The sequence below is a fragment of the Salmonella sp. SJTUF14076 genome (assembly GCF_015534835.1).
Taxonomy (GTDB): domain Bacteria; phylum Pseudomonadota; class Gammaproteobacteria; order Enterobacterales; family Enterobacteriaceae; genus Salmonella; species Salmonella enterica.
Map to the genome: position 1 here is coordinate 558,975 of NZ_CP064674.1, position 14,621 is coordinate 573,595.

The window sequence follows — 14,621 nt, forward strand, 5'->3', positions numbered from 1 at the left end:
TTTACATTCGATGGCCGACTAAAATATACCCGTGTGGCTGTGCGAATGCCGTTAACGGGTCTTTGCAGGGAACACGGCATGAAGCAGCAGGCAGGCATTGGCATTCTTTTAGCGCTCACTACCGCGATGTGCTGGGGAGCGTTGCCAATAGCAATGAAGCAAGTGCTGGAGGTGATGGAGCCTTCAACCATTGTCTTCTACCGCTTCTTAATGGCCAGTATTGGCCTCGGGGCGATACTGGCAGTAAAAAGAAAGCTGCCGCCGCTGCGTATTTTTCGTAAGCCGCGCTGGTTGGTGTTATTGGCGATAGCGACCTGCGGACTGTTCGGTAATTTCATTTTGTTCAGTTCTTCCCTGCAATATTTAAGCCCAACCGCGTCGCAGGTTATCGGCCAGCTCTCGCCGGTTGGCATGATGGTCGCCAGCGTCTTTATTCTGAAAGAAAAGATGCGCGGTACGCAGGTGATTGGCGCGCTGATGTTATTGAGCGGGCTGGTGATGTTTTTTAACACCAGTCTGATCGAGATTTTTACCCGACTGACCGACTACACCTGGGGCGTTATTTTTGGCGTAGGCGCGGCGATGGTGTGGGTGAGCTATGGCGTGGCGCAAAAAGTATTATTGCGACGTCTGGCCTCGCAGCAGATCCTGTTTTTACTGTACACTTTATGTACGATAGCGCTCTTGCCGCTGGCAAAACCGATGGTGATAGCGCAACTGAGCGACTGGCAGCTCGCCTGTTTGATTTTCTGCGGGCTAAATACGCTGGTAGGATATGGCGCCCTGGCGGAAGCGATGGCGCGTTGGCAGGCGGCGCAGGTGAGCGCGATAATCACGCTTACACCGCTATTTACCCTGCTGTTTTCAGATCTTTTATCTATGGCCTGGCCCGATTTCTTCGCCAGACCGATGTTAAACCTTTTAGGTTATCTCGGTGCGTTTGTCGTGGTTGCGGGCGCGATGTATTCCGCCATTGGTCATCGTATTTGGGGCGGTTTACGCAAGCATGAAACGGTGGTTTCGCAACCCCGCTCAGGCGAATGATTTACGGAGAATAAAATGAAGTTTGTTGATGAAGCATCGATTCTGGTCGTTGCAGGCGATGGCGGTAATGGCTGTGTGAGCTTCCGCCGCGAAAAATATATCCCGAAAGGCGGCCCGGACGGCGGTGATGGCGGCGACGGCGGCGACGTCTGGATGGAAGCCGATGAAAACCTGAATACGCTGATCGATTACCGCTTTGAAAAATCGTTCCGCGCTGAACGTGGTCAGAATGGCGCGAGCCGCGACTGTACCGGTAAACGCGGTAAAGACGTGACCATCAAAGTGCCGGTCGGTACGCGCGTTATCGACCAGGGAACCGGTGAAACGATGGGCGACATGACCAAACACGGTCAGCGTCTGTTGGTCGCGAAGGGCGGCTGGCATGGGTTAGGCAATACCCGTTTTAAATCCTCGGTTAACCGTACGCCGCGCCAGAAAACCAATGGTACGCCGGGCGATAAGCGCGACCTGCTGCTGGAACTGATGCTGCTGGCGGATGTCGGGATGCTGGGGATGCCAAACGCCGGTAAATCAACGTTCATTCGCGCGGTATCGGCAGCAAAACCGAAAGTCGCGGACTATCCGTTTACCACGCTGGTGCCGAGCCTGGGCGTGGTACGAATGGATAGCGAAAAGAGTTTTGTGGTGGCCGACATTCCGGGGTTGATCGAAGGCGCGGCGGAAGGCGCGGGCCTGGGGATTCGCTTCCTGAAGCACCTCGAACGTTGCCGCGTACTGCTGCACCTCATTGATATCGATCCGATCGACGGTTCCGATCCGGTGGAAAACGCCCGTATCATTATTGGCGAACTGGAAAAATACAGCCAGGATCTGGCGGCTAAACCGCGCTGGTTAGTGTTCAACAAGATCGATCTGATGGATAAAACCGAAGCGGAAGAGAAAGCGAAAGCGATCGCCGAAGCGTTGGGCTGGGAAGGGAAATACTATCTGATTTCCGCTGCCAGTCAGCTAGGGGTGAAAGATCTCTGCTGGGATGTGATGACCTTTATCATTGAGAATCCGATCGCGCAGGCTGAAGAAGCAAAACAGCCGGAAAAAGTCGAGTTCATGTGGGACGATTATCATCGCCAGCAGTTGGCTGAAGTGGAAGAAGACGCAGACGATGACTGGGATGACGACTGGGATGAAGACGACGAAGAAGGCGTCGAGTTCATCTACAAACGTTAATCTCGTAGCCGGATGGCGCTAACGCTTATCCGGCCTATAAAAGCCAACGGGCCGCATTTGCGGCCCGTTTTATTATGTTCGTTGTAGGCCGGATAAGACGCGTTAGCGCCGCCATCCGGCAATAATGCACTCAGTTATTCTGATAAATATCCTTGTACAATCGACTCTCGAAGCGTACCAGCGGAATACGTCGATTACGCTGATCGGCAGGTGGAACCGCGTAGCCGGACAAATACTGTACAAATGCCATCCGTTGCCCGCTTGCGGTGGTAATAAAGCCCGCCAGATTATACACGCCCTGCAGTGACCCGGTTTTCGCTGAAACCTTACCGTCTACGCCCGCCTGATGCAGCCCGGCGCGGTATTGTAATGAACCATCATAGCCCGCCAGCGGCAGCATAGAGATAAAGTTCAGCTCGTTATCGTGTTGGGCGATATATTGCAGCACCTGCATCATCGTGGCGGGAGCGATCAGGTTATGGCGAGAAAGACCGGAACCGTCGGCAATAATGGTATTGCCGATATCAATTCCCGCCTGTTGGCGCAGGATCTGGCGAACGGCGTCCGATCCCGCCCGCCAGGTGCCAGGCACGTTAAACCTGACATGACCAATCATCCGAAAAACAGTATCGGCGATCATGTTGTCTGACTTTTTCAGCATAATCTTAAGCAGATCGTGCAGTGGCGCCGACTGTTTACTGGCGACGATCGTTCCGGGCTCGTTAACCTGCGTCTGGCGCAGCAGCGTGCCGCGGTAAGTTATCCCGGCCTCTTTCAGTTCCTGCTTGAGGATCGCGCCCGCGTAACTGGCGCCGTCCTGAATAGCAAAGGCCAGCGGCAGCGGGTCGGCGCGCTGTGGTAAACAGCCGGTAAGTGTATAACGGTTCAAATCGCCAGGCACCACATCCAACTCGCAATACTGCGCGTCTGCCGAACCGCGCGGCAGAGTCCGTACCTGGCTGAACATCGTTACCGGATAATAAGAGGCCACGCGAATAAAGGCTAAATCGTTTGGTTTTTGCGCGCTATAAAGCGACACAGAAAAACAGTTGCGGTCAACAATGGCGGCGGAGGGAGGCGCGCTGAAACACTGCGTCAGGTCGTTCCACGGCCAGCCTGGCGCTTTATCGTGGCTGGCGAAAATCGACGTGTCGATAAGCACATTGCCGTCGATTTGCGTGACGCCGGACTTTTTCAGCGTCGCGACCATATTGCGAATATCCTGACGTTTTAGCGTTGGATCGCCACCGAAGCGCGCAATTACGTCACCTTTCAGGATGCCGTTATCGACGTTGCCTTTAGTCTCCAGCGTGGTCGTAAAACGGAAATCCGGGCCGAGTTGAATCAGCGCCGCCAGCGCGGTAATCACCTTTTGGGTACTGGCGGGAAGCGCCATCTGCTGACTATGATAATCAATAGCCGGCGCGGGCGCGCCAATCTTTTGCACCATCAGCGCGAGGTTGGCGCCGGCCGGAAGCTGTTTGATGTATTCGTCAATATTCGCGGCCTGAACGCTGAACGCTATACTGGTGGTCAATCCGATGATAAATCTGGAAAATCGCATAATCTCGCGCTAACACCCTGGAAACAAGCCGTCATACTACGGCGCAACGCCCTAAAAAGTAAACGATGACCCATAGGGAACTCCAGGGTAAAATGGTTATCAAAGAGGAAATTGTAGCTGACCTGGGACTGCGCGCCCGGGTTGGTGTTTTTTTGCTTCTGACCCTGGTATGGCATATGCCGGGGCTGGCTTAGCAGCCGGGGTAGAGTTCATTGCCCCCTACAGGAATGTTCAAGAGGTATAACAAATGCAAGCTATTCCGATGACCTTACGCGGAGCCGAAAAACTGCGCGAAGAGCTGGATTTTCTGAAATCTGTGCGCCGTCCTGAAATCATCGCCGCTATCGCCGAAGCGCGCGAACATGGCGATTTAAAAGAAAACGCGGAGTATCATGCTGCACGCGAACAGCAGGGTTTCTGCGAAGGGCGCATTAAAGATATCGAAGCAAAACTGTCGAATGCGCAGGTGATTGATGTCACCAAAATGCCAAACAATGGCCGCGTGATTTTCGGCGCTACCGTCACGGTGCTGAACCTGGACACCGACGAAGAGCAGACCTACCGCATTGTTGGCGATGATGAGGCGGATTTTAAGCAAAATCTCATTTCGGTAAACTCGCCAATCGCTCGCGGTCTGATCGGCAAAGAGCAGGATGACGTCGTGGTGATCAAAACGCCTGGCGGCGATGTGGAATACGAAGTGCTTAAAGTGGAATACCTTTAAGCAGTACTCAATACGCAAATTGTTGGTGTATTGTAAAGAAAGGAAAAAGGCCGCATAGCGGCCTTTTATCAACGGAGAGAGCGTGGCATTTTGCTCTCCTGCTCGTGGAAAACCCCTCGTTTTACACAGATTTTGTGTTCGACTTTAGGATATCCTTAACGCGGCAGCGAGATTTTACGCTCTTTAGTTGGGCGATACAGCACCAGCGTTTTACCGATGACCTGTACGTTACAGGCGCCGGTTTCGCGCACGATAGCGTCCACGATCAAGGTTTTTGTTTCGCGATCTTCCGAGGCGATTTTCACCTTGATAAGTTCATGGTGCTCTAACGCTTGTTCAATCTCGGCCAGTACCCCTTCGGTCAAACCATTATTGCCAAGCATAACAACAGGCTTGAGCGGATGTGCCAGACCTTTTAGGTGCTGTTTTTGTTTAGTACTCAGATTCATCGTATATTTTTGCTTACGTTGGGATTGAAAACGGGTCATTCTACCGCCATCTCCCTTATATCGCCAAATAGGCGTGTAGAAATTTACGCCATTGGCTACGATGAACTGCCCCGACGGGAAAGTTAAATGACAGGTAAAAAGCGTTCTGCCAGCTCAAGCCGCTGGCTTCAGGAACACTTTAGCGATAAATATGTTCAACAGGCGCAGAAAAAGGGGCTACGCTCCCGTGCCTGGTTTAAACTTGATGAAATACAGCAAAGTGACAAACTTTTTAAGCCGGGAATGACGGTAGTTGATCTCGGCGCTGCGCCAGGAGGCTGGTCACAGTATGTGGTCACGCAGATTGGCGGCAAAGGCCGCATCATCGCTTGTGATCTTTTACCTATGGATCCTATCGTTGGTGTGGACTTTCTTCAGGGCGATTTTCGTGATGAACTTGTCATGAAAGCGTTACTGGAACGCGTGGGTGACAGTAAAGTACAAGTTGTCATGTCGGATATGGCACCAAACATGAGCGGAACACCGGCGGTGGATATCCCCCGCGCCATGTATCTGGTGGAGCTGGCGTTAGAGATGTGCCGCGATGTGCTGGCGCCAGGCGGAAGTTTTGTAGTGAAGGTGTTCCAGGGCGAAGGTTTCGATGAGTATCTAAGGGAAATTCGCTCCCTGTTTACGAAGGTTAAAGTTCGTAAGCCGGACTCTTCGCGTGCGCGTTCGCGTGAAGTGTACATTGTAGCGACCGGGCGAAAGTGATAACCGGCAGATTTCAGACGTAAGGTTTGAAAGAAACTGGATATAGAGTATCCTGACGCTGTTTTTAACACAGTTGTAATAAGAGGTTAATCCCTTGAGTGACATGGCGAAAAACCTAATACTCTGGCTGGTCATTGCCGTTGTGCTGATGTCAGTATTCCAGAGCTTTGGGCCCAGCGAGTCTAATGGCCGTAAGGTGGATTACTCTACCTTCCTGCAAGAGGTCAATCAGGACCAGGTTCGCGAAGCGCGTATCAACGGACGTGAGATCAACGTTACCAAGAAAGATAGTAACCGTTACACGACTTACATTCCGATTAATGATCCGAAGCTGCTTGATAACCTGCTGACTAAAAACGTCAAGGTTGTTGGCGAACCACCTGAAGAGCCAAGCCTGCTGGCTTCTATCTTCATTTCCTGGTTCCCGATGCTGTTGCTGATCGGCGTCTGGATCTTCTTCATGCGTCAGATGCAGGGCGGCGGTGGCAAAGGCGCCATGTCGTTCGGTAAGAGCAAGGCGCGTATGCTGACGGAAGATCAGATCAAAACCACGTTTGCTGACGTTGCGGGTTGTGACGAAGCGAAAGAAGAAGTGGCGGAACTGGTCGAATACCTGCGTGAACCGAGCCGTTTCCAGAAGCTGGGCGGTAAAATTCCGAAAGGCGTCCTGATGGTCGGCCCGCCGGGTACCGGTAAAACCCTGCTGGCAAAAGCCATTGCGGGTGAAGCGAAGGTGCCATTCTTTACGATTTCCGGTTCTGACTTTGTGGAAATGTTCGTCGGTGTCGGCGCGTCTCGTGTGCGTGACATGTTCGAACAAGCCAAGAAAGCGGCACCGTGCATTATCTTCATCGATGAAATCGACGCCGTAGGTCGCCAGCGTGGCGCAGGTCTGGGCGGCGGTCACGATGAACGTGAGCAGACGTTGAACCAGATGCTGGTTGAGATGGACGGCTTCGAAGGTAACGAAGGTATCATCGTTATCGCGGCAACCAACCGTCCGGACGTTCTGGACCCGGCGCTGCTGCGTCCAGGTCGTTTTGACCGTCAGGTGGTGGTAGGCCTGCCGGATGTTCGCGGTCGTGAGCAGATTCTGAAGGTGCATATGCGTCGCGTACCGTTAGCGACGGATATTGATGCGGCGATCATTGCGCGCGGTACGCCGGGCTTCTCCGGTGCTGACCTCGCGAACCTGGTGAACGAAGCGGCGCTGTTTGCGGCTCGTGGTAACAAGCGCGTTGTGTCGATGGTTGAGTTCGAGAAAGCGAAAGACAAAATCATGATGGGCGCCGAACGTCGCTCCATGGTGATGACGGAAGCGCAGAAAGAGTCGACCGCGTACCACGAAGCGGGCCACGCGATTATCGGTCGCCTTGTGCCGGAACACGATCCGGTGCACAAAGTGACGATTATCCCGCGCGGTCGTGCGCTGGGCGTGACCTTCTTCCTGCCTGAAGGCGACGCGATCAGCGCCAGCCGTCAGAAGCTGGAAAGCCAAATCAGCACGCTGTACGGCGGCCGTCTGGCGGAAGAGATTATCTACGGCGTTGAGCATGTTTCCACCGGCGCGTCGAACGACATTAAAGTCGCGACTAACCTGGCGCGTAACATGGTCACCCAGTGGGGCTTCTCGGAGAAACTCGGTCCGTTGTTGTACGCGGAAGAAGAGGGCGAAGTGTTCCTCGGCCGTAGCGTCGCAAAAGCGAAACATATGTCTGATGAAACTGCGCGTATCATCGACCAGGAAGTGAAAGCGCTGATTGAACGTAACTACAATCGCGCTCGTCAGATCCTGACTGACAATATGGATATTCTGCACGCGATGAAAGATGCGCTGATGAAATATGAAACCATCGATGCGCCGCAGATTGATGACCTGATGGCGCGTCGTGAAGTGCGTCCGCCTGCGGGCTGGGAAGATCCAAACGGCACCAATAACTCTGACAGCAATGGTACGCCTCAGGCGCCGCGTCCGGTTGATGAACCACGCACGCCGAACCCGGGCAACACGATGTCAGAGCAGCTGGGCGACAAATAAGCGTTTGTTGTACAACATTATGTTTAGCGCTCACCGAAACCCTGGGGCTTGCCCCGGGGTTTTTCTTTTTTTAACTCACCATAAATAAAACAGGGATTTTGACCATGAAACTCTTCGCTCAGGGCGCCACGCTCGATCTCACTCATCCGCATGTTATGGGGATCCTGAACGTAACGCCGGATTCGTTCTCCGACGGCGGCGCGCATAACACGCTGATTGAGGCGGTGAAACATGCGAATTTAATGGTGAATGCCGGGGCGACAATTATTGATGTGGGGGGGGAATCAACGCGACCAGGCGCGGCAGAAGTGAGCGTGGAAGAAGAGCTGGATCGCGTTATTCCGGTACTGGAAGCAATCGCGCAACGTTTTGAAGTGTGGATTTCTGTGGATACCTCTAAACCCGAGGTGATCCGTGAAGCGGCAAGGGCGGGCGCGCATATTATCAATGATGTCCGTTCGCTCTCCGAGCCCGGCGCGTTGGAAGCGGCAGCGGAAACCGGCTTGCCGGTCAGTCTTATGCACATGCAGGGCAACCCCAAAACCATGCAGGAGGCGCCGAAATATGACGATGTCTTTGCCGAGGTGAATCGCTACTTTATTGAGCAAATAGCACGTTGTGAGAAGGCCGGCATCGCAAAAGAGAAATTGTTGCTCGACCCCGGATTCGGTTTCGGTAAAAATCTCTCTCACAATTATACCTTACTGGCGCGACTGGGTGAGTTTCATCATTTTAACCTGCCGCTGCTGGTGGGCATGTCACGTAAAACGATGGTTGGTCAGTTACTTAACGTGGGACCATCAGACCGTCTGAACGGCAGCCTTGCGTGCGCGGTAATTGCCGCGATGCAGGGCGCGCAGATCATTCGCGTCCATGACGTCAAAGAAACCGTAGAGGCGATGCGGGTGGTGGAAGCCACTCTGTCTGCAAAGGGAAACAAACGCTATGAGTAATCGTAAATATTTCGGTACCGATGGGATTCGCGGACGTGTAGGCAATGCCCCCATTACACCTGATTTCGTGCTTAAACTGGGTTGGGCTGCCGGAAAAGTGCTGGCGCGTCATGGTTCGCGTAAAATCATTATCGGTAAAGATACGCGTATTTCCGGCTATATGCTGGAATCCGCGCTGGAGGCAGGCCTTGCCGCTGCGGGGCTGTCGGCCTCGTTTACCGGACCTATGCCAACGCCAGCCGTCGCCTATCTGACGCGGACTTTCCGCGCGGAGGCGGGTATCGTTATCTCGGCTTCCCATAACCCGTTCTATGATAACGGCATTAAATTCTTCTCTATCGACGGTACGAAACTGCCTGACGATGTGGAAGAAGCCATCGAAGCCGAAATGGAAAAAGAGATCACCTGCGTAGACTCCGCCGAGCTGGGGAAAGCCAGCCGCATCGTCGACGCCGCCGGACGCTATATTGAGTTCTGTAAAGGCACCTTCCCGAACGAACTGAGCCTCAACGGCCTGAAAGTGGTTGTGGATTGCGCCAACGGCGCTACCTACCATATCGCGCCGAATGTGCTGCGCGAGCTGGGCGCGACCGTGATCGCCATCGGCTGTGAGCCAAACGGCGTCAACATTAATGAAGAAGTGGGCGCGACCGACGTGCGCGCGTTGCAGGCGCGCGTGTTGGCGGAGAAGGCGGACCTCGGCATCGCGCTTGACGGCGACGGCGACCGGGTCATCATGGTTGACCATGAAGGCAATAAAGTCGATGGCGATCAGATCATGTATATCATCGCGCGCGAAGGGCTGCGCCAGGGGCAACTGCGCGGCGGCGCGGTGGGGACGCTGATGAGCAATATGGGGCTGGAGCTGGCGCTCAAGCAGCTTGGCATTCCGTTTGCCCGGGCGAAAGTGGGCGACCGCTACGTGCTGGAAAAATTGCAGGAAAAAGGCTGGCGCATCGGCGCGGAAAACTCTGGTCACGTTATTCTGTTGGATAAAACGACCACTGGCGACGGTATTGTGGCGGGGCTACAAGTTCTGGCGGCGATGGTGCGTAATCATATGAGTCTGCACGATCTGTGCAGCGGTATGAAAATGTTCCCGCAGATTCTGGTTAACGTGCGTTACACCGCTGGTAGCGGCGATCCGCTGGAAAATGAAGCGGTGAAAGCGGTAACGGCGGACGTAGAAGCCACGCTCGGCAATCGTGGGCGGGTATTGCTACGTAAATCCGGTACCGAACCGCTGATTCGCGTGATGGTGGAAGGCGAGGATGAAGCGCAGGTTACGGCATTCGCCCATCGTATCGCGGATGCGGTAAAAGCCGTTTAAGCGTTTAAGTGACTAAAAAGGCGGCGGTTGCCGCCTTACTGCCCGCAAAAAACAACGCTTTTGCTGTTTTTTTCCGCAGTTGATACAATGCGCTTAAATTGCCCTTGCGAAGGTCATTCGCTTTGGTTAGTATTCACACCCGCTTCAGTGGGAAACAGTAAAAATCCCGCTTTATTGGTAGAAGCATTGGTACGCGGCAACTCCGCAAGGAACAGGTTGATTATGTACGAAGCTCTTTTAGTTGTTTTCCTTATTGTGGCAATTGGCCTTGTAGGTCTGATCATGCTGCAGCAAGGTAAAGGCGCTGATATGGGAGCCTCCTTCGGAGCAGGCGCTTCCGCTACGCTATTTGGTTCAAGTGGTTCTGGTAACTTCATGACCCGAATGACGGCGGTATTGGCGACGCTGTTCTTCATCATCAGTCTGGTGTTGGGTAATATCAATAGCAACAAAACCAATAAAGGAAGCGAGTGGGAAAATCTGAGCGCGCCGGCGAAGACCGAGCAGACTCAACCTGCTGCACCGGCCCAGCCGACCAGCGATATCCCGCGCTAATAGCAGTATCCGTGCCGAGGTGGTGGAATTGGTAGACACGCTACCTTGAGGTGGTAGTGCCCAATAGGGCTTACGGGTTCAAGTCCCGTCCTCGGTACCAATATTCCAGAAAAAAGACGCTGAAAAGCGTCTTTTTTTTCGTCTGTTGAAACTGCTCTCAGAGAGGAGGTTGAAGCACGCTTACACGCGTCCCTGGCATGGCCCCGTCAATACGTTGAGATAGCCCTACATACATACTCATGTATGTCCTCTCTGGTGATCTCCCTGCGTCAGGTTCACTCCACCGATTACGAGATCATCTTCGTTCATTGAAGCCAGTAGTTGCTCAGCTATAATCTGAAATGCTTGTATCTGTTATCCCCCTCCATATCTTTTGCTCAAGTAGTTTTATCTAATCTTCCTTTGCACTGAGCCGAATATCTAAGGAAGAGATTAATGAGTTTATTTTTCGATCGTGCTGGATTGATTGCTGAATTGCGCACATCCAATTTGAGCTCTGCTATTCAGGAGAAAGTCGTGCAACAGGCACGTGCTGCTATTGCATTTAAACGTTGTCTGCGGGATATGGAAACAGTAAAGGTGGGGGCATCGCGGTTGGGCGGTCTACCCGACTGGCCATTAGGACAAAGCTGGCCTATACGAAAAAAATCGGTTAATGCCACATCTCGCGTACTAAAGCTGAAAGCTGAAAAAACGCGAAATGCCAGGTTTGTTCATGAAATGAAAATGAGTTATGAGCTGCTCAATGAAGGGCGTAAGCTGCTTGGGCAGCCAGCGGAAGATTTTGACGAGGAAAAGTATCGGTTAGTGCAGCAGCGGTTATTAACCGAAATTGACATCCGCATAGAGAATCAGTTGGTTGATTTTCCGCTTGCTTTCGTTGCCCAACTAAACTTGAGTGACCTGGCGTTACTCCCGGGGTTTGATCCACTGCTTCCCAGGCGGGGGTTATTGAGCTTCTTTGTCGATGTTACCTGGGAAGATCGGCAGCCCTTTGTTTTCTGGCACGATGTTGAGGTAGATACATTAAGCACGCTAGCTGTGCCAGATGACTTGCTGGCTTTTTACAATAAGATTGAATTTCGTGAACCATGGCAATTGTGTACACAGGTTGAGTGCCTGGAACCTCTTTCCGTTATCAGTGTTTCGTCAGTCTGCGAGGGGTTAAGCGTTACGCAGCAGAAAGCGTATGAATCATGGTATGACGCGTTAAGTGATTACGAACAGGAAAACCCGTATCGAGTTGATGCCTGCTATTCCGGCGATCTTCTGGGAGGGTGGACAATTCCTCTCCAACGTAGTGTGGAAGATGAACTGAATCAAAATGATACAAGGTGGCGACAGCTTTTTAGCTGGGATGAAGAAATTCATTCTACAACAGCATTACTGGCTGTCGCTGGGCCGGATTTTGGCGGGGGCATTGACTATATAATGATGACTGAAAAAGACATGGCTGCACAATGCTTTGACAGGGTGCGAAATGTTGTCCAGTTAGATTAACCGGCAAATCAGCCATTTGCATCAACCTGGGGTGATATTCACAAAAAAGGCCGCTTTCGCGGCCTGTTGCATCAACGACGCGGGCTTATTTGCCTTTGTTTTCCAGATTCTCAACCTGCGGCAGACCGGTCGCGGAAGAGGCGGTTAACAGACCGGCTTTCGCGTAGCCGAACAGTTTCTCGCGGGTATCGGTAATGTCCAGATTACGCATGGTCAGCTGGCCAATACGATCGTCCGGTGAGAACACGGAATCACCTTTTTCCATGGTCAAACGTTCTGGCTTATAGGTCAGGTTGTCTGACACGGTGTTCAGGATGGAGTAGTCGTTGCCGCGACGCAACTCGAGTGTGACCTCTCCGGTAATCTGGCTGGCGACCCAACGTTGCAGGCCGTCACGCAGCATCAGCGCCTGCGAGTCGAACCAGCGGCCCTGATACAGCAGTTTGCCCAACTGACGACCATGAGAATGATACTGTTCAATGGTGTCTTCGTTGTGAATACCGGTCAACAGACGCTCGTAAGCGATGTGCAGCAGCGCCATTCCGGGGGCTTCATAAATACCGCGGCTTTTTGCTTCAATGATGCGGTTTTCAATTTGGTCGCTCATACCCAGGCCGTGACGGCCGCCGATGCGGTTCGCTTCCAGCATCATCTCAACATCATCGCTGAAGGTTTTACCGTTCAGGGCAACAGGGTGACCCTGCTCGAAGCGGACGGTCACAACTTCTGCCGGGATCTTCACGCTCTCGTCCCAGAACTTCACGCCCATAATCGGGTTGACGATCTTGACGCTGGAGTTAAGAAACTCCAGATCTTTCGCTTCATGCGTGGCGCCGAGCATGTTGGAGTCGGTGGAGTAGGCTTTTTCGACTGACATCTTATAGTCGAAACCGCAGGCAATCATAAATTCAGACATCTCATGGCGACCACCCAGCTCATCGATAAAGTCGGTATCCAGCCACGGTTTGTAAATCTGTAATTCAGCATTCGTCAGCAGGCCGTAACGATAGAAACGTTCAATATCGTTGCCTTTATAGGTACTGCCGTCGCCCCAGATATTCACGCCGTCTTCTTTCATCGCGGCGACCAGCATCGTGCCGGTCACGGCACGGCCCAGCGGCGTGGTATTGAAATAGGTCAGTCCGCCAGTCGTATTATGGAAAGCGCCGCACTGAATCGCTGCGATCCCTTCTGCAACCAACTGCTTGCGGCAATCAATCAGGCGAGCATTCTCTGCGCCATACTCCATTGCGCGACGAGGAATGGCGTCATAGTCATCCTCATCCGGTTGTCCCAGATTCGCAGTATAAGCATATGGGACAGCTCCTTTTTGTCGCATCCACAGCAGCGCGGCGCTGGTGTCCAGACCGCCGGAAAAAGCGATACCAATACGTTGACCTGCTGGAAGATGCTTAAGAATCGTCGTCATAGAATAGAACCCTGCTTGATTGACTGATAATGAGATCGGTTTCTGCTTTAGTGCATTTTTATGCAAAATAAATGAGTTTTCATTTAATCATCTTTTAGCAGAGACAGGAAGCGTTTAGTGAAGGTTTACTGAAATAACGTTGTGAAATGCATGTATAAGCCGGAGAGGTGGGATGAGTATAACGAAGAGTGATATTCATTCATCTGCATATTGGGAATAGGGTTGACATAACTCATGCCTGGTCACTATACTGTGCGCAGATTTTACGTCCCGTCCTCGGTACCAAATCCCAGCAGTATTTGCAAATTTTGCCCAAAACGAGTAGAATTTGCCACGTTTCAGGCGCGGGGTGGAGCAGCCTGGTAGCTCGTCGGGCTCATAACCCGAAGGTCGTCGGTTCAAATCCGGCCCCCGCAACCACTTTCCCTTAGAGTTCTTTTTCAAATATACTGTGAAGATTATGTCCTTCGTAGCTGGATTTGAAAAAAATTCTTTCGGAAGGTACACCAGACCGCCGTTGCGGTTATAGGGTTCAGTTATCTAAAGCCCCGATTTATCGGGGTTTTTTGTTATCTGACTACAGAATAACTGGGCTTTAGGCCCTTTTTTTATGTCTTGGGGGTGGGCTTGTCCACATTAGAGCAAAAATTAACAGAGATGATTACAGCGCCAGTTGAAGCCTTAGGCTACGAGCTGGTCGGCATCGAATTTATTCGCGGTCGCACATCCACACTGCGCATCTATATTGATAGTGAAGATGGCATCAATGTTGATGATTGTGCTGATGTGAGCCACCAGGTAAGCGCGGTGCTGGACGTTGAAGATCCTATCTCCGTGGCTTACAACCTTGAAGTCTCGTCACCGGGTCTCGACCGTCCTATGTTCACTGCCGATCATTATGCGCGTTTCCAGGGTGAAGAAGTCGCGCTGGTTCTTCGCATGGCGGTACAGAACCGTCGCAAGTGGCAGGGCATTATCAAAGCGGTGGACGGTGAAATGATTACCGTCACAGTCGAAGGCAAAGATGAAGTGTTCGCGCTGAGTAATATCCAGAAGGCGAACCTGGTTCCCCACTTTTAACAGTCTGGATGAGG

At 52.4% G+C, this 14,621-nt stretch carries 13 protein-coding genes and 2 tRNA genes; 12 read left to right on the forward strand and 3 right to left on the reverse strand.

Annotated features, from left to right (window positions below):
- Positions 1–78: 78 nt before the first annotated feature.
- Positions 79–1,044, forward strand: coding sequence for a DMT family transporter (locus HU143_RS02670; RefSeq protein WP_000813052.1), 966 nt, complete (start codon positions 79–81; stop codon positions 1,042–1,044).
- 15 nt (positions 1,045–1,059) lie between these two features.
- Positions 1,060–2,232: an Obg family GTPase CgtA gene (gene cgtA, locus HU143_RS02675; protein WP_000673556.1), complete on the forward strand. Its 1,173-nt coding sequence runs from the start codon at positions 1,060–1,062 to the stop codon at positions 2,230–2,232.
- Between the two features lie 130 nt (positions 2,233–2,362).
- Here cgtA and dacB read toward each other — a convergent pair whose 3' ends face one another.
- A complete protein-coding gene (gene dacB, locus HU143_RS02680) occupies positions 2,363–3,796 on the reverse strand; it encodes a serine-type D-Ala-D-Ala carboxypeptidase (RefSeq protein WP_023226590.1) in 1,434 nt (477 codons plus the stop codon).
- A 247-nt stretch (positions 3,797–4,043) separates the two neighbouring features.
- Between dacB and greA the strand changes: the two genes are divergently transcribed.
- Positions 4,044–4,520: a transcription elongation factor GreA gene (greA, locus tag HU143_RS02685; protein WP_001148008.1), complete on the forward strand. Its 477-nt coding sequence runs from the start codon at positions 4,044–4,046 to the stop codon at positions 4,518–4,520.
- A 155-nt stretch (positions 4,521–4,675) separates the two neighbouring features.
- Here the strand turns inward: greA and yhbY are convergent, their stop codons facing one another.
- Positions 4,676–4,969 (reverse strand): ribosome assembly RNA-binding protein YhbY, encoded by a 294-nt coding sequence (gene yhbY, locus HU143_RS02690; RefSeq protein WP_001592995.1) that lies wholly within the window; start codon positions 4,967–4,969, stop codon positions 4,676–4,678.
- A gap of 126 nt (positions 4,970–5,095) precedes the next feature.
- Between yhbY and rlmE the strand changes: the two genes are divergently transcribed.
- From rlmE to HU143_RS02725, 7 genes are all read left to right on the forward strand, one after another.
- Positions 5,096–5,722, forward strand: coding sequence for a 23S rRNA (uridine(2552)-2'-O)-methyltransferase RlmE (gene rlmE / locus HU143_RS02695; protein WP_000145974.1), 627 nt, complete (start codon positions 5,096–5,098; stop codon positions 5,720–5,722).
- A gap of 103 nt (positions 5,723–5,825) precedes the next feature.
- A complete protein-coding gene (ftsH, locus tag HU143_RS02700; RefSeq protein WP_001107481.1) occupies positions 5,826–7,760 on the forward strand; it encodes an ATP-dependent zinc metalloprotease FtsH in 1,935 nt (644 codons plus the stop codon).
- Between the two features lie 104 nt (positions 7,761–7,864).
- The gene (gene folP, locus HU143_RS02705; protein ID WP_000764711.1) at positions 7,865–8,713 is read left to right on the forward strand and encodes a dihydropteroate synthase; all 849 of its coding nucleotides are present in this window, start codon (positions 7,865–7,867) and stop codon (positions 8,711–8,713) included.
- Complete coding sequence (gene glmM / locus HU143_RS02710) at positions 8,706–10,043, forward strand: phosphoglucosamine mutase (RefSeq protein ID WP_000071169.1); 1,338 nt, start codon at positions 8,706–8,708, stop codon at positions 10,041–10,043. The genes folP and glmM overlap by 8 nt, the downstream gene beginning before the upstream one ends.
- 222 nt (positions 10,044–10,265) lie before the next feature.
- On the forward strand, positions 10,266–10,598 hold the full coding sequence (gene secG / locus HU143_RS02715; RefSeq protein ID WP_000272680.1) for a preprotein translocase subunit SecG: 333 nt from the start codon (positions 10,266–10,268) through the stop codon (positions 10,596–10,598).
- Between the two features lie 13 nt (positions 10,599–10,611).
- Positions 10,612–10,698 (forward strand) — tRNA-Leu (locus tag HU143_RS02720).
- A gap of 335 nt (positions 10,699–11,033) precedes the next feature.
- A complete protein-coding gene (locus tag HU143_RS02725; RefSeq protein ID WP_023226589.1) occupies positions 11,034–12,098 on the forward strand; it encodes a YwqG family protein in 1,065 nt (354 codons plus the stop codon).
- An 85-nt stretch (positions 12,099–12,183) separates the two neighbouring features.
- Here HU143_RS02725 and argG read toward each other — a convergent pair whose 3' ends face one another.
- Entirely contained in the window at positions 12,184–13,527 is a 1,344-nt protein-coding gene (gene argG / locus HU143_RS02730) for an argininosuccinate synthase (RefSeq protein ID WP_000207657.1), read from the reverse strand.
- Positions 13,528–13,870: 343 nt separating this feature from the next.
- On the opposite strand from argG, the gene HU143_RS02735 reads away from it, so the two are divergent.
- Together HU143_RS02735 and rimP are read left to right on the forward strand one after the other, a co-directional pair.
- Positions 13,871–13,947, forward strand: a tRNA-Met gene (locus HU143_RS02735).
- Positions 13,948–14,154: 207 nt separating this feature from the next.
- Complete coding sequence (rimP, locus tag HU143_RS02740) at positions 14,155–14,607, forward strand: ribosome maturation factor RimP (RefSeq protein WP_000105461.1); 453 nt, start codon at positions 14,155–14,157, stop codon at positions 14,605–14,607.
- The last annotated feature ends 14 nt before the right edge of the window (positions 14,608–14,621 follow it).